The organism is Halorubrum sp. DM2 (genome assembly GCF_901686465.1).
In the GTDB taxonomy this organism is placed as follows: Archaea; Halobacteriota; Halobacteria; order Halobacteriales; family Haloferacaceae; genus Halorubrum.
On sequence record NZ_LR594487.1, the window covers coordinates 46,796 to 60,555 of the forward strand.

Here is a 13,760-nt window from a genome sequence, read left to right on the forward strand (position 1 = left end):
TTATGAAAGTCGAAGGTTAAAATACTAATTATTACGTTGTGAGGCATCAAGTAATAACAGGAAATAATATATTAGAATATTAGTTTAGTATAGTATATGAGCGTAGTTAGCATTTCGATGCCAGAAGTGTTACTCGAACATATCGACGAGTTCGCCGACAAACACGGGTACAGTGGGCGGAGCGAGGTCGTACGCGAAGGCACACGCACGCTGCTCGAAGAGTTCCAAGGGCAAGGTGTCGACGGACAAAAACAGATGTGTACAGTGACAGTGTTCTTTGAGTACTGTCAGCCCGCGGTCCAGCAGCGTCTCACGAGTGTGCGTCACGAGTACGACGGTATCGTCTCTGCGACTACCCACGTACACGTACAGGACCAGTACTGTATGGAGTTGTACGTCTTGGAAGGAATCACAAAGGAACTGTCCGGATTTGTCAACGCGGTCCGAGCAGTGCCAGATGTCCAGACAGTCAAGTACTCGATTACCTCGCTCAATAATGTACCTCTTAACCAAGCTATCGAGTCGTGAACGCGCTACTGCTCCGCGAGAAGCATCAGTTTGACTTGACTTACCGTATCGAAGTTACGCAAGCGATACGTGAGGTCTCTGACGCGTGATGCAGCCCCGCTACAAAAGAGCGTCTCGAGACACCATTCTCCTTCGTGGATATGATTCGTCGTCGTGATAACGTCCTGAAATCGGTGTTGTACGTCATGAATGTCTTCGATGACTGCTTCGTGTTCGTAATCGAAGGAGATGATGACGACGACATCGCCTTCGATATCCTCCAGTCTCGCGTGGTCTTCGATGTACTCTTGCATCGCCTCGCGAACGCCGCGCGAACGCGAGTCTAATCCCTCCGACTGCCACGTTTCGTCGAACTCAGCGAGGAGATCATCGGATATATTGAAACTCGTCCGCATTGGTCTACTGATTCGTTTGGGTGGTATCGACAGATGAGACTTGATTCGAGTTCACATCCTCAACTGCCGCTGTGAGGTGCCTGACAAGCTCAGATTCTGTGACAGGCTGTGCTTTCTCTCCCAGCCCTGTATCGCGAGCTATACGAACTGTACTCGGAGCATGAAGATTGGCTTCTGCTAATAATGCGTCGTCGTAGAACACCTCTCTAGGCGTTCCGTTTCCGATGACGTTGCCGTCGGCCATTACACAGACGCGGTCTGCGATCGTAGCAGCAAAGTCCAGATCGTGCGTCGAGAGAACGACGCTAATACCCTCCTGATGGACCTGTTCGATTCGGTCGGCCACGAGTTGTGACCGCTCGGGATCGAGTCCCGCGAGTGGTTCGTCCAGCACGACCACGCTCGGTTCAAGTACCAGCACACCGGCGAGACCGACGAGACGTTTTTCCCCGCCACTTAGGTAGTGGGGAATCCGGTCTTCGAGGTGGCTCGCGTCGACGGTCGCGAGCGCTTCACGGGCGCGTTCTTTCGCTTCGTCACTAGGTACGCCGTAGTTTTGGAGACCAAACATGACATCGTCAAGAACTGTGGGGGCGACCAGTTGCGTATCGGCGTCCTGAAAGACGAATCCGACCTCCTTTCGAGCATATGACTTGTTGTCTTCGGTGATTGGCGTGTCGTCAACGACGAGCTCGCCGACATCGGGAACGAGCGTCGCGTTCAGGTGTTCGAGCAGCGTCGACTTCCCGGCACCGTTGCCACCGACAAGCGCGACGACTTCGTTGGGGTACACCGAGAAGTCGACGTCATGCATGCCGACTGTCCCGTCAGGATAGGTGTGAGCTTCACACTGAAGCTCGACCAACGGTGAATCGTCTTGGCTCATAGCCCCACCTCGTAGACCGCAATCAGCGCGTACCCCACAACGGCGACGTACGAACCGGCGACGACAAACAGTTCGTGGATCGGCGGTCGCGAAACGTCCCCGTACAGCACGATATCTCCGTCATAACCGCGAGCCTCCATCGATTTGACCAGCCGTTCGGACTGCTCGATCGCTGATAGCATCGTCATGCCGAGAATTCTCGCGTACAGCCGCTTGTTCGACCAAAACTCCGAGAAGTTCGCTCCACGGGAGAGTGCGGCTTTCACGAGGTCTTCAAGCGTCTCAAGCATGACAAAGGTGAACCGGTACGTGAGTAACGCGACCTGATCGATCGGTCTGGGGAGTAACCGTCCAAGCATATACGCCACGTCGGTGTACTTCGTCGTCATTGATGCCGTCAGTGCGAACGTGACGACAGTGAGTGACCGACAGCTGAGCTCGAAGAAGAGGACGAGCCCAGCCCACGTGACCGAGATATTTCCGAGTGGCGTCGAAAGCGCACCACCGATCGGCGTACCCGGTTCGAAAAACGCTAGCGGCCCTGCAACGGAGACGATGAATAACATCGGGAGTGTGTACCAGCCGACGAGACGCCGATACGGTAGCTCAGCAAGACCGTAGACGATGAGGACGGTCCCGTACAGTCCCGCGAGGAGTGCGAGCCGGTCAAACACCGTAACTGCGAGGACAAGCGCGCCGATAATCCCGACCTTCGTCCAAGGGTTAACCTGGTGTAGCGGCCCGTCCCGCCGCTCGGCGAACGCAGTAATAAGTCGTGGGTCCGGGACGTGATTTGAGAGCGTTGTCACGATTACCGGGACGCGCGTTCCCCGCCCCCAAAGCCGCCGTAGCGGTCGACATAAACGTACATCCCGATACCGAGGAACAGCAGTAAAAGAAAGAGCCCAGCGAACTCAAGCATCATTCCTCCTTTTCGGATAGGGCCTGCTACGAGGATACCACGTCCCAAATTGACAAGTCCTCCACCACCCTCTTGAATACCGCGCTGAAGCGCCTGTGAGGAGCGCTTTGCCCATGGAAGGGCGCCGCCGGTCGCAGTGAAACCCCAGTATCCAGCAGCAAGAAAGGCTGCGAAGAGAGCAGACAACGCGCCGTACTGCTTCCAGCGCTGCATCAGGCCGTCACCCCCGTGGCTTCCTCTTGGGTGTCGCGGTCCGTGAGCCCAACAAGATCGGGGCGCACGGAGGCAAGGAATTGAACGATGAGACCGGTGAGAATTCCCTCAACAACGGCGACACCGAGGTTGAGTCCTGCGAGTCCGGCCACGGCAATTGTCAGGTCACCACGCGGTAGCGCGCTTCCGTTTACCCCACTAATGACGATGATCGCAGCCATCAGGAAGGAACCCACCGAAAGACCGAGTGTTGTTGCACTCGCGCCAGCAGGAAAGACGTCCCAGTCCATTCCAATCAGAATTTTAAATGCGTAGTAGGCGACAATCGCCTCACTGGCGTTGATGAGGGTGTTTGCTCCGATGAGGCCGACTGCTCCATGGCCGAGAGCAGCCGAGAACACGTTAACGACAAGTGCGACGATTGCGCCGAGTAGCGGTCCAGCGATGATACCCACTAAACCGGTGAGATTCATATGAATCCCACCCCAGACGGGGATATTCAGTTGAAAAATTGCGAAACTCGCGGCCGCTCCAATACCCGCGAGCGCAATCTGATGTGTTTTGATACCGCCTTTCCGGACCCGGTAGACCACAGTGCTGATCAACGCGGTCCCGATCAGCGTCCAAAGCACTAGCGCCCAGAGGGGGAACGAACCTTCTCCAAGGTGGATGTGTGGCATGTCTGTTTCACAATTCTAAGACCTGTTATAATAAACTTGTCGCAATAAATGGATCCAAATAACAATAGTAGTACAGAGTAGGCTCAAGTATTGATAAGTAGAAGCGATGCTTTCGTTTCTATTGTTATATACCGGACTCAGTCTTCACTGGGTTCCGCGTGTAACTCATCGACGGGTATGACTGTGTATTCGACTGAAACCGACTCGTCCGTTCCCCGAATGGTCCCGATGAATCTCAACACATCGTCACCAGTCGCTTCGATGACGAACGTCTCGACACATCCGGCATTACTTTCCAAGCAGTTGTGCGAATTCGACCGGATCAGCGATTCAAATTCATGCCGAATATCCATCATTTTGTGTTCGATATCCGGTGCATCATATTCAAATCCGGCAGTAACTGTCGCTAAGACACGTCGGTTCTCGTAATCGCTCTTTTGATATTCTTCAAGCAGTCCCTGACACGCTTCGCGTATGACCTCGCTGCGCCCGCTATAGCCATGTTCTTCCGCGAAACTGTCGAGGTCCTCGCGGAGTTGCTCCGTCATCGAAGAGCTCACAATGGGCATATATTAAATAATAACTCAGAGATAATAGATATAACGATATAAAGAATATTGTTAATAACTATATCTCAGCGGGAGATCCTCGACTAACGCGGCTCAGGCTCCCCGAGTTCGGCCCGAATCTGTGCAACGTACTCGACGAAGTCGTGTGCTGTCCGTTCGCGTGGGCGCTCTACGTCGATCGAGACGGTCGACTGGACCATTCCCGGCTCGGCATCCATAACAACCACACGGTCGGCGAGCTTTACTGCCTCGTCGATGTCATGTGTGACGAAGACGACCGTCTGTTCCGTCTGCGCCCAGATATCGAGCAGTTCGGTGTGTAGTCGGTCGCGCGTCCGGGCGTCGACGCTGCCGAACGGCTCGTCCATCAAGAGTATCTCTGGATCGGGCGCGAGCGCGCGAGCGATCCCGACGCGCTGTTTCATCCCGCCGGACAGCTCTTTGGGATACGCGTCCTCGAATCCGTCGAGTCCCACTAACTCGATCAGCTCTCGAGCCCGCGCCTCGCAGTCGGGACAGCCACACGCGGGTCGGTCGAGGCCGAACCGGATGTTGCCACGGACCGTTCGCCACGGGAACAGCGCGTATTCCTGAAAGACCATCCCCCGGTCCAGTCCGGGGCCGGTAACCGGGTCCCCGCCGACCAGTATCGACCCGGTATCGGGGTCATCGAGGCCCGCTATCGCCCGCAACAGCGTCGTCTTTCCGCATCCCGACGGGCCGACGATACAGCAGAACTCACCCTCCCCGACCGAGAGCGAGACACCCTCGAGCGCTTGGGTGGAGTCGTACGCCCTGCTGACGTTCTGGACAGTAATCTTCTCGCGTGACTCTCGATTGACTGGCGACTCGGAACTCAGCGCCATGCGAGAACCCTCCCTTCGAAAAGGCGAAAACCGATGTCCATACACAGGAACGCTAGGCTGATCAGAAACATGTAGGCGACGCTCGTCGCCATCGCGAGGTTGTTCGAGGCGTTGATGATCTCGTACCCGACGCCGGGCGCGCCGAACAGCTCGGCACCGACGACGATCATCCAGCACCGACCGATGCTCGTCCGGAACCCAGTCAACACTTGGGGCGCTGCGCTCGGGAGGGCGACGAGTTTCAGCATCGAGAGATCGCGTTCCACGCCGAGCGTCGATGCGGCATCGGTCAAGTCGCCTGCGACGCCTTCGACGCCACCGTAGGCGGCGTAAAAGTTTATCCAGAACGCCCCGATGAAGACGATGAACGCCGCACCGGTGTGATGAATGCCGAACCAGACAATCGCGAAGACGATCCACGCAAGCGGCGGGATCGGGCGAAGGACCCGAACGAGTGGGCGTAACCAGTCGTCGAGTGCGCCGTTCCAACCCATTAATAGTCCGAGTCCAATGCCACCGCCAGCTCCGAGAAGAAGGCCAGGAACGTAGTGGAACAGCGTCTCCGTGAGGTGCGCGAGCCCGGTCGGCAGCACTAGACTCGATCCCGAGACGGGGACGACAATCGCGGTCGTGGTCGCGAACAGATCGATGAACGCGCGGACCGAGTCGAGCGGGCTCGGCACCAGGTATGACGGTTGAGTCAGCATCGCGCCGACCCACCAGACGAGAAGGAACACAATGAGTCCGCCCAGTCCGCGGAGATACCGCCGCAGATTCCCCTCAAAACCGTAGGCGACCGGCGTGTCGGATCTGGTGTCAGTACGCGTGCTCATTCTTGAATGGTGTCGTAGGGATCGAACGCAAATAGGTTCTCAGTCGCGACCGGTTTCTCGATGTTGCCGACGTTCGCGACGAATTCCCCCATCGTCGTGGCTTGGTCGGTAATCGCGTGCGGATCCGAGAGGAAATCTGACGCCTTGGACTCCATAGCGGCTTTCGCGAGGTCCTCGCTCACACCGGAGCCGATCACCGATGCGGCGTGGGCAGCAGCTCGATCCGGCGAGCCTGTCGTGAACTCGGTCGCAGCAGTGTGTTGTTCAGCGAGTGATTGGGAAACTTCGGTGTCGTCGAGGATTTTCCGGTTCGCGAACAGTACCGTGACTGGATGGTTTTCGAGTATGTTCCCGGACCACGCGAGCTCCCCAAAGTTATCATTCTGACTGATAATCGTCGCGAACGGCTCTTGGATGATCGTCGCGTCGATATCGCCCGACTGGATCGTCTGGACCGCCTTCGCCGGTGGGACTTTCGATTTGGCAATGACCGATTCCATCTCTCCGAGGTCGAGATCCTCCTGGATCCAGTATCGAAGGACGATGTCGGGCACACTCCCGTCGGGCGGCGCACCGAACCGGACCTTGCGGCCGCGCTCCTGCTCGAAGTGCTCGAACGCCGCTTTACCTTCCTGCTCGTAGCGATCGACGAGTTCGGTCGCCCCCATGATCTTGAACCCGTTCCTCGAATTCGCCGCGAGGATACCGGCGTCGGTACCTTTGTCGGCGAGAACCATCGCAGGAGTAATGCCGAAGAGCGCGACGTCTACTTCACCGCTGGCGAACGCCTTGACAACGCTAGGGCCAGAGTTGAACCGTTCTATCGCGACCTCTGCCGGGATATCCTCGTAGTAGCCCTCCCGTTCCATCACATAGTGTTGCATATTCGGATAGATCGGGACGTACGCGATGGTAACCGAGTCGAGTGAGTTGCCACCCTGACCGAGGCAACCGGCTATTCCCGTCGCAGCGACTGTGGTTGCGCCTGCACTCTGTAGCAGTTTTCGGCGCGAGATCTGATTCATCAGTGTTGCTAACACTAATCTGAATTATAATAATTCCTGTGATTTGAGAAGATATAGTTAACATATTAGATACTCTTGACGTAGGAGTTGCTAGAGAGACATAATTTCCGCGAGAAGTGCGGAAGAATTAATTTATGTCTGCCAGCGGGCCGAAGTCGTCTACCGGCGATACAGAGTAGTCGATCGTGATCGTATCTTGTGTCGCTCGAATCTTTCCGACGAACGTCGAAATGTCTTCGAGTGATCCTTCTAATACGAACAGTTCCATACAGTGGTGACCCCCCACGTGACTGTGGAAGTTCGAGGCGACGATGTCTTCGTGTTCGTGACGGAGATGCATCATTTTCTCCTCAACGCTTGTCGTCTCGTAATCGAAAAGCACTGTGACAACACCCATCAAGTCGCGACCTTCGAGCTTCTTGTCCTCGAACTCGCCGAGCAAATTCCGGCTCCCCTCACGGACCACTTCGCTGCGACCGGTATACCCGTGGTCATCTGCGAATTGGTCGATCCGCTCAAGCAACTCTTCCGGCATTGAAACGCTGACGACGCTCATATAACAAGATAGCGGTTCTTATTTATTAAAGATTGTTGTCTAGGCTATCCCAATTATCGTAGCTCGATCTAGACAACACAAACAAATACACAAGTGAACTGCTCTGTCCTACCGCGCTCGGGCCTACCCGGCTCTCACTTGTTGGGGACGGAACTTCCTGCTTCTGTGTCGGAACTTATGCGGAATCGAGGAGAAAGCCTCACGCTTCAGCGCGGGGAGGATGTCAAAAATAAACGACGAGAGCGAGATAGAGTTAGCTGGCGCCTGTGACGATAATTACGACGCCAGCAGGTTGTTTTAACGCCCCGACGCGAGCCCTCACGAGTAGCGCTGCTCAGGAGGTCGACACCTGTCGCAACCGCAGTCGCGGCTTAGGATTGCGACGACCCCAGCGTGGATTCTCACTACGAGCGCGGCGGTCTCTATCGTCAGTGTGGCAGCATGGGCAATAACTGCGAGGAAGACGAGCACGACACAGCCCGACTCTACCAGCGCATACCCTTCCACCAAAGACACCGAGCCCGAGTACGCTAGACCGGCGCTTCATGTCGTGGCAACCCGTTCGACATCGTTCACGAGCCGTTCGATGTCCGTTTGCGGCCCTCTCGGGTACGCACGCTCCACGATCCCCTGCTTATTTGCGAGGAGGATCAGCCCATAGTGCGGGAATTGGTACTCCAGAGTCCCGTGCTCATCGTCGTGCCCATCGTTCTCGTGCTCGTCGTCGTGCTCATCGGCCGAAATCTTCTCGATCACGAGCCCAAACTTCTCGTCTAGCAGTTCCTGGCCCCGTTCGTAGCTTTCTGGGCGGAGGAAGTGCCAGTTGCTCGCATCAAGATTCACTCCCTGCTGACCGGCGTACTCATGGAGCGTCTCGGCAGTGTCGCGTTCAGGATCGAATGTGATCGCAAGAGACATTATCCTGTCACTGTATTCCTCCTCGGAAGCAGCCTCCTGTGCCCGACGAAGGCGGAGGATGAGCGCGGGACACACCCCGTCCGGGCAGTTCGTGTAGAACGACGTCCAGAGGATGGCACGCTCACCCTCATACTCACTAATTGAGATCTCTTCGTTCGTGATCGGGTCCGGAACGGTGAAATGTGGCATCTCATCGCCGTAGCTCGGGTGAACGGCCTCGCTTAGGTCCTGTTCTGGGGGACCGAGGACAGTTCCCTCAGCACCTTCGTTACCGAGCACGCCGAGACAACCAGCGGTACCGATAGTCGCACCTATTGCTCCAGTCGATTTACAAAACGTTCGTCGATCCATACTCGATCGTGGTCGATCTGAGGACTTGAGGTATCTGGTGTGATCCTCGAATGCGTGTTCCCGTATCCGATCTGTGCGTATAATCAACTCGGCGAGGCGGTGATCACTCAAAAGAACTCGTCGACGGTCCGGACGAACCGATCGACGAGCCGGTCCGGTAGCGACGGCGACACGATCTCGATGAGTTCGGCCGTGCGGTCCGGACGGTTCAATGTGAGTGTCATCGGCCGATCGTCGGACTTCTCAACGATCCCGTTTTCCGCGAGCGTCGAGACGTGCCACGAGATCGTACTTCGTGCGAGATCGAGATCGCTCGCGAGCGTTTTCGGTCGCTTCGGGCCGTCGGCATGAAGCCGGATGAGGATCTCCCGGGGGGTCTCTCGTCTGAGAAACGCAAGAGCCTGTCGTTCCCACGGATCGAACGACGGGTCGAAGTAGTGTGTGCGGCCGCCGATCCGCTCGACGGCGAGTTCGTCGTTACGGACGAGACGGCGGAGATGGTACTGGACTTGCCCGGTCGCGATATCGAGATCGCGGCCGACCTGGTTGAAGTGGACACCGGGTGTGTCGCAAACGTGGCGTCGGATCTGCGTCCGGGTGTCCGGCATCTGTGGTCAGCCGACCTAACCGTTACCCGAGTAAAACGTGTGCGTTCGTTATCTCTGCTTGGGAACGGACGAAACCGGGACGTTAGCCGACAAATCGGCTCAGAACGACACAGGAGTCCCGATCGAAGGGTCGTTTTCTTATTCGTCCCCGTTCAAAGCCCGTTGTGACGCAGCCAATCGCCCTCCTGTTGTCCGCGATCGATGGGTGGTCCGTGGAGGGATCACTACTGCTGCTCGCGGCTGCACTCGTCGCCGGAATGGGTACGGGTATCCTTTTCGTCGTCAGCGCCGTCGCGTATCGTCGCCGCCAAGGGGCACAGTACCAGTTGATCGCTGTCGCGGTCAGCATGTTGTTGTTCCGGTCGATTGTGGGCACAGGAACGATCCTCGGTATCGTGCCGATGCCGATCCACCACTTCGTCGGACATGGTCTCGACTTTTTGATCGCAGCGATCATTCTCTACACGGTGTACGCATATGCGCCAGGATCGGTCGGGAACGACACCGTCTCAGACTGAACAGCGATATTTGCCGAAGCGATTGGGAATCGAATTTCGTCTCAGTATTCTCCGAACCGCTCGCGGGCCCGCTCGACGACGACATCAACCCGAGCGGCGTACGTGAGCGTCGTGACAGCGACCGCGATCCCGGCGAGGATCCAGACGACGAGTGAGCCGACCGCGCGGCTAGTTTGAACAAACCTGCCGTCAGGGGTGAAAGCGACGCCGATAACGTGTTCGAAGATCAGTCCGCGAAACGCCCCGTTCGGAGTCAGCGTGATCGCTCCGGCGATCTCTTCCGGAGACATACCTCCCGCCAGCGACCGGAGGATCGCGAGGTCGCCGCCGAGGACGCCGACGAGCAGTGCGAGGAGACCGAGTGCGATCGCGCTCCGTCGGCTCGACGCCAGCGCCGAGACCGCTGCCGCCAGCGACAGGTACGCGGTCCCGAAGAGGAGGACGAACGCGAGGAACCGCACGAAAAGAAGCGGCGAGTCTACTCCGCTATGCGTCGCGAAGATTCCTGTGTCCGGCGTCGCAGTTATCCAGACGTATAGCCCGACCAGCGCGAAGGGAACGCCCACGATCGCGACGAGCGCCGCGATACGCGCCAGTAACACGCCGAGAACGTAGCCGACGGTACTCACGGGATAGGTCCGTATCACAGCGAACTCGCCGCTCGTGGCGTCCGTGAGCAGCGCACGGTACCCGAGCACTATCGCGAGAAGCGGGACGAGTAGCTCTGTCGGGAGCAGAAGATCGACGACTGCCGGCACGAACCCGGTCCCCCCGCCCCCACCGACCGCGACGAGTCCGCCGAGCACGATGAGAAGTCCTGCTGCGAGGACGGCGTAGCCAGGAGTCCGTCGAACGGTTACCAGTTCGCGACGGAACACGGTCCCGATGTCCGCGAGCAACCGACTCATCGGTCCGACACCCCCGTGACGTGGACGGACTCCGACACGGTCTCATCCGCATCCGTAGAGCCGTCGTCGCCGTCCGTGTCACCGGTACCGATATCGCTCTCGGCGCTCACGCTATCGTTGACGACCGCGCGGTACAGCCCCTTCACGTCGTCAACCCCGTAGTCGTTGATCAGACGATCGCGGGAGCCCGCCGCGGCCACGCGACCCCGGTCGAGTACGACGACGTCGTCGGCGTACGCGTCGACGAGGTCGAGGTCGTGGGAGCTGACAACGACGGCAGTGTCGTCGCTCGCACGGGCCGCTGCGGCTCGGAATGCTCGCTCGCGCATCTCCGGATCGAGCCCGCTCGTCGGCTCGTCGAGCACCGCGATCGTCGGATTCCCGAGCGTCGCCTGTGCGATCCCGAGGAGGCGTCGCATCCCGCCCGAGAGCGCCGAGACGCGCTTGTCGCCTGCGTCGGCAAGTCCCACGTCCGCCAGCGCCGCATCGGGATCGTCACCGACGAGCGCCGCGTAGAAGCCGAGGGTCTCTCGGGCCGTGAACTCACCACGGAACGGGACCCGTTGCGGGAGGTAGCCGATCCGCTTGTCACTCCCGTCGTCAGCACTACCCTCGTGAGCGTACCGTACCGCTCCGGCAGTCGGCTCAACTGCTCCCGCGAGGACGCCGAGCAGCGTCGACTTCCCGGAGCCGTTCGGACCGACGACCGTGGTGATACCGGGGGTAATCGAGAGCGAGACCTCGTCGAGAACCCGGACCCCGCCGTAGGTCCGAGTCAGGTCGACGACTTCAGCGTGCGCGCGCTCACTCATCTGTAGTCACCCACGGCTCTGGCACTGTTCCGATTTGTCATACTCTGATCCGTCGTGTTCTCATGAGTCGTGTCCTGCTCGTCGGTGAGCGAGCCGAGTTCGGCTCGCCAGTCCGCGTGGATCGGTCCCTCACGTTCGGCGTCGGAACCGGTCACCGCGTCGATTCGTTCGGGATCGTAGGGCTCAGACGCCGGTATCGGATCGATGATGCTTCCGGAGCGGGCACCGGGGACGGTGCCGCGGAGTTGATCGAGTAGAGCCGCCGCGGGCGACTCGCGCACGGTAACGGCCGATGCCTCGCGGTGGAGCGCGGCGTCGACCGGCGAGGTCGGACGGTACGCCCGCTCTCCGGACGGCCGCGGTCCGACGTTCGCTCCCTCCCAGTAGTTACCGCGATCGCCGTCGGCCCAGACGCGGAGCGCGCCCGCACCGGCGGCGGCGTGGTCGTCGTTGCCGACGAAGTCGTTCGCGACGACGCGACTCGACGGGACGACCGTCGTCGCACGCGCGCCGAATTCGTTGTCGACGACCACGTTGCGTTCGTACAGCGATCTGCGCGCACTCGTCGAGAACCCGAGTTCGTTGTCGACCAGCGTGTTGTACGCGATGTACGTCCGCGTCCCCGACGACTGGATCCCCGCACTGGAGTTCCGCACGTCGTTGCCGACGATCGCGTTTCCGGACGGACGGGTCATCACGGTGATCCCCGCGAACAGCTCGTTGCGGGCGGTGTTGTCCGCGACCAGCGCGTCGCCGGTGTACATGAGATGGACGCCGTACCGGTTGTCAGTGAACGTCGAGTTCCGGATGATCGAGCCGTCCGCGCGATGGAGGTAGATCCCGTCACGACCGCCCTCGAACCGGCTGTCAGTCACGGTCACGCGCGACTCCATCCCCGTGATCCCCATGAATCCGTTCCGCCAGGTTTCGGACCCGTCGACGCGGAGGTCGCGGACGACCGCGTGCGATCCTTCACGCAACAGGAGTCCGCTCGCGTTCGTTTCGATCACGACGTCGTCGACGACGAGCCCCGGTGCGGCGATCGCTCGGATCCCGGCGTCGCCGTGGCCGTACCCGCTCTGGATGTTCGCGTCCCACGGCTCGATCTCCTCGTCTCTGGAGGCACGCGCCGCCTCCGGGTCTCGCGTCCGGTTTCCGACACCGTCGATCCGGAGTCCCCGTATGGCGACATCGGCCGCGCGAACGGTGACGACCGATCCGTTGCCGTCGCCGGTGATCCGCGCGCCGTCACCCGCGATAGTTACGGATTCGTTGACCGTCACCGTCTCACGATACACTCCCTCTGGGACGACGACCGTCGTGTTCGACGGTGCCACCTCAACCGCTGCGTCGATCGTCGGCGCGTCCTCGCCAACGACCACCGAAACGGGGCGGTCCGCAGTCCGTTCCGCCCTCGCGATCCGATCGTCGGCCGCCTGCCACCGATCCGGTGCGAGCGACCGCACCGTTGCCGCGGAGTCGACGTCGAACGAGCGGTTCCGGACTGATTCCCAGCCGACCGCCGATCCGTCGTGGTCAGCCGCGAACGACTCGGCCGCCTCTCGACTTCGGAAGGGGATCACGGCCTCGCCGGCCGGCGTGCGGGCGTCGCTGTCGACGACGTAGTGCGCTTCCTCGGCCGGAGTCCACCCGCCGGCTCCGGTCGCCGTGAACAGCCCGTCGCTGGTCGTGTCCGGATTCTGGTGATCGAAGGTCTCGACGTACGCGACGAGCGGGTAGCCGAACTGGCGCTCGGTCCGTCCATCCGACAGAGATGTCACGAACGAGCCGATCCCGTTGTATCCGACAACGTACTGTAGCTGCGAGTAGAACACCTGCGTCCGCGGGAGCGTCGCGTTTCCGGCCATCAGCTCGTCGGTCTCCGACGAGAGCCCCAGTTCGGTGGTGTCGTCGTACGCCACCGGATCGGGAACCGACTTGGCCGGATCGGCGACGAACGCGCCCGCAGTTACGACCATAGCGAGAGCCACGACCGCGGCGACCGCGAGACGAACGCGTCGCGACCGGTCGTCATCAGGAGCGAAAACTGCCACACGGTGGTTTCGGCTTACACCGACTTATCGGATCTGGTGCGACTCTCGAACGCGTAGTTCGGGTCAACTGCGAGATTCACCCCCGAGAGGGTACTGTACCGGGAGTGTTACGGAGAAT

17 protein-coding genes are annotated in these 13,760 nt (G+C 59.4%); 2 read left to right on the plus strand and 15 right to left on the minus strand.

Annotated features, from left to right (window positions below; translation table 11 throughout):
* Positions 1–96: 96 nt before the first annotated feature.
* Positions 97–528, plus strand: a complete 432-nt coding sequence (locus QOL69_RS00235; protein WP_049906738.1) for a CopG family ribbon-helix-helix protein — start codon at positions 97–99, stop codon at positions 526–528.
* A 5-nt stretch (positions 529–533) separates the two neighbouring features.
* On the opposite strand, the gene QOL69_RS00240 is transcribed toward QOL69_RS00235, so the two are convergent.
* From QOL69_RS00240 to QOL69_RS00295, 12 genes are all read right to left on the minus strand, one after another.
* Positions 534–923, minus strand: coding sequence for a CopG family ribbon-helix-helix protein (locus QOL69_RS00240; protein ID WP_006630636.1), 390 nt, complete (start codon positions 921–923; stop codon positions 534–536).
* Between the two features lie 4 nt (positions 924–927).
* Positions 928–1,809 carry an energy-coupling factor ABC transporter ATP-binding protein gene (locus tag QOL69_RS00245; protein ID WP_283401579.1) on the minus strand — a complete coding sequence of 294 codons (882 nt, stop codon included), beginning with the start codon at positions 1,807–1,809 and terminating at the stop codon, positions 928–930.
* The gene (locus QOL69_RS00250; protein ID WP_049906736.1) at positions 1,806–2,618 is read right to left on the minus strand and encodes an energy-coupling factor transporter transmembrane component T family protein; all 813 of its coding nucleotides are present in this window, start codon (positions 2,616–2,618) and stop codon (positions 1,806–1,808) included. The genes QOL69_RS00245 and QOL69_RS00250 overlap by 4 nt, the downstream gene beginning before the upstream one ends.
* Before the next feature lie 2 nt (positions 2,619–2,620).
* Positions 2,621–2,944 (minus strand): hypothetical protein, encoded by a 324-nt coding sequence (locus tag QOL69_RS00255; protein ID WP_048075806.1) that lies wholly within the window; start codon positions 2,942–2,944, stop codon positions 2,621–2,623.
* The gene (locus QOL69_RS00260; RefSeq protein WP_283401580.1) at positions 2,944–3,624 is read right to left on the minus strand and encodes an energy-coupling factor ABC transporter permease; all 681 of its coding nucleotides are present in this window, start codon (positions 3,622–3,624) and stop codon (positions 2,944–2,946) included. Before QOL69_RS00260 ends, QOL69_RS00255 begins: the two co-directional genes overlap by 1 nt.
* Positions 3,625–3,761: 137 nt before the next feature.
* Positions 3,762–4,172 (minus strand): CopG family ribbon-helix-helix protein, encoded by a 411-nt coding sequence (locus QOL69_RS00265; protein ID WP_048075805.1) that lies wholly within the window; start codon positions 4,170–4,172, stop codon positions 3,762–3,764.
* A gap of 104 nt (positions 4,173–4,276) precedes the next feature.
* Positions 4,277–5,059 carry an ABC transporter ATP-binding protein gene (locus QOL69_RS00270; protein ID WP_048075804.1) on the minus strand — a complete coding sequence of 261 codons (783 nt, stop codon included), beginning with the start codon at positions 5,057–5,059 and terminating at the stop codon, positions 4,277–4,279.
* Positions 5,050–5,892: an ABC transporter permease gene (locus tag QOL69_RS00275; protein WP_321169509.1), complete on the minus strand. Its 843-nt coding sequence runs from the start codon at positions 5,890–5,892 to the stop codon at positions 5,050–5,052. Before QOL69_RS00275 ends, QOL69_RS00270 begins: the two co-directional genes overlap by 10 nt.
* Complete coding sequence (locus tag QOL69_RS00280) at positions 5,889–6,917, minus strand: ABC transporter substrate-binding protein (RefSeq protein ID WP_283401582.1); 1,029 nt, start codon at positions 6,915–6,917, stop codon at positions 5,889–5,891. The genes QOL69_RS00275 and QOL69_RS00280 overlap by 4 nt, the downstream gene beginning before the upstream one ends.
* Positions 6,918–7,044: 127 nt before the next feature.
* Entirely contained in the window at positions 7,045–7,473 is a 429-nt protein-coding gene (locus QOL69_RS00285; protein ID WP_006630628.1) for a CopG family ribbon-helix-helix protein, read from the minus strand.
* A gap of 543 nt (positions 7,474–8,016) precedes the next feature.
* Complete coding sequence (locus QOL69_RS00290; RefSeq protein WP_049906732.1) at positions 8,017–8,742, minus strand: SCO family protein; 726 nt, start codon at positions 8,740–8,742, stop codon at positions 8,017–8,019.
* Between the two features lie 107 nt (positions 8,743–8,849).
* The gene (locus QOL69_RS00295; protein WP_006630626.1) at positions 8,850–9,350 is read right to left on the minus strand and encodes a winged helix-turn-helix transcriptional regulator; all 501 of its coding nucleotides are present in this window, start codon (positions 9,348–9,350) and stop codon (positions 8,850–8,852) included.
* Between the two features lie 164 nt (positions 9,351–9,514).
* On the opposite strand from QOL69_RS00295, the gene QOL69_RS00300 reads away from it, so the two are divergent.
* Positions 9,515–9,868, plus strand: a complete 354-nt coding sequence (locus QOL69_RS00300; protein WP_283401583.1) for a DUF7471 family protein — start codon at positions 9,515–9,517, stop codon at positions 9,866–9,868.
* A gap of 41 nt (positions 9,869–9,909) precedes the next feature.
* On the opposite strand, the gene QOL69_RS00305 is transcribed toward QOL69_RS00300, so the two are convergent.
* The 3 genes from QOL69_RS00305 to QOL69_RS00315 are packed head-to-tail and all read right to left on the minus strand — an operon-like array spanning position 9,910 to position 13,642.
* The gene (locus tag QOL69_RS00305) at positions 9,910–10,776 is read right to left on the minus strand and encodes an ABC transporter permease subunit (RefSeq protein ID WP_283401584.1); all 867 of its coding nucleotides are present in this window, start codon (positions 10,774–10,776) and stop codon (positions 9,910–9,912) included.
* The gene (locus QOL69_RS00310) at positions 10,773–11,588 is read right to left on the minus strand and encodes an ABC transporter ATP-binding protein (RefSeq protein WP_006630623.1); all 816 of its coding nucleotides are present in this window, start codon (positions 11,586–11,588) and stop codon (positions 10,773–10,775) included. The genes QOL69_RS00305 and QOL69_RS00310 overlap by 4 nt, the downstream gene beginning before the upstream one ends.
* On the minus strand, positions 11,585–13,642 hold the full coding sequence (locus QOL69_RS00315; protein ID WP_283401585.1) for a NosD domain-containing protein: 2,058 nt from the start codon (positions 13,640–13,642) through the stop codon (positions 11,585–11,587). Before QOL69_RS00315 ends, QOL69_RS00310 begins: the two co-directional genes overlap by 4 nt.
* Positions 13,643–13,760: the final 118 nt, after the last annotated feature.

What these genes read in the sequence shown, in the direction of transcription:
- QOL69_RS00235 (WP_049906738.1), top strand. Translation starts at nt 97, where the DNA reads ATGAGCGTAGTTAGCATTTCGATGCCAGAAGTGTTACTCGAACATATC.
- QOL69_RS00240 (WP_006630636.1), bottom strand. Translation starts at nt 923, where the DNA reads ATGCGGACGAGTTTCAATATATCCGATGATCTCCTCGCTGAGTTCGAC.
- QOL69_RS00245 (WP_283401579.1), bottom strand. Translation starts at nt 1,809, where the DNA reads ATGAGCCAAGACGATTCACCGTTGGTCGAGCTTCAGTGTGAAGCTCAC.
- QOL69_RS00255 (WP_048075806.1), bottom strand. Translation starts at nt 2,944, where the DNA reads ATGCAGCGCTGGAAGCAGTACGGCGCGTTGTCTGCTCTCTTCGCAGCC.
- QOL69_RS00260 (WP_283401580.1), bottom strand. Translation starts at nt 3,624, where the DNA reads ATGCCACACATCCACCTTGGAGAAGGTTCGTTCCCCCTCTGGGCGCTA.
- QOL69_RS00265 (WP_048075805.1), bottom strand. Translation starts at nt 4,172, where the DNA reads ATGACGGAGCAACTCCGCGAGGACCTCGACAGTTTCGCGGAAGAACAT.
- QOL69_RS00270 (WP_048075804.1), bottom strand. Translation starts at nt 5,059, where the DNA reads ATGGCGCTGAGTTCCGAGTCGCCAGTCAATCGAGAGTCACGCGAGAAG.
- QOL69_RS00275 (WP_321169509.1), bottom strand. Translation starts at nt 5,892, where the DNA reads ATGAGCACGCGTACTGACACCAGATCCGACACGCCGGTCGCCTACGGT.
- QOL69_RS00280 (WP_283401582.1), bottom strand. Translation starts at nt 6,917, where the DNA reads ATGAATCAGATCTCGCGCCGAAAACTGCTACAGAGTGCAGGCGCAACC.
- QOL69_RS00285 (WP_006630628.1), bottom strand. Translation starts at nt 7,473, where the DNA reads ATGAGCGTCGTCAGCGTTTCAATGCCGGAAGAGTTGCTTGAGCGGATC.
- QOL69_RS00290 (WP_049906732.1), bottom strand. Translation starts at nt 8,742, where the DNA reads ATGGATCGACGAACGTTTTGTAAATCGACTGGAGCAATAGGTGCGACT.
- QOL69_RS00295 (WP_006630626.1), bottom strand. Translation starts at nt 9,350, where the DNA reads ATGCCGGACACCCGGACGCAGATCCGACGCCACGTTTGCGACACACCC.
- QOL69_RS00305 (WP_283401584.1), bottom strand. Translation starts at nt 10,776, where the DNA reads ATGAGTCGGTTGCTCGCGGACATCGGGACCGTGTTCCGTCGCGAACTG.
- QOL69_RS00310 (WP_006630623.1), bottom strand. Translation starts at nt 11,588, where the DNA reads ATGAGTGAGCGCGCGCACGCTGAAGTCGTCGACCTGACTCGGACCTAC.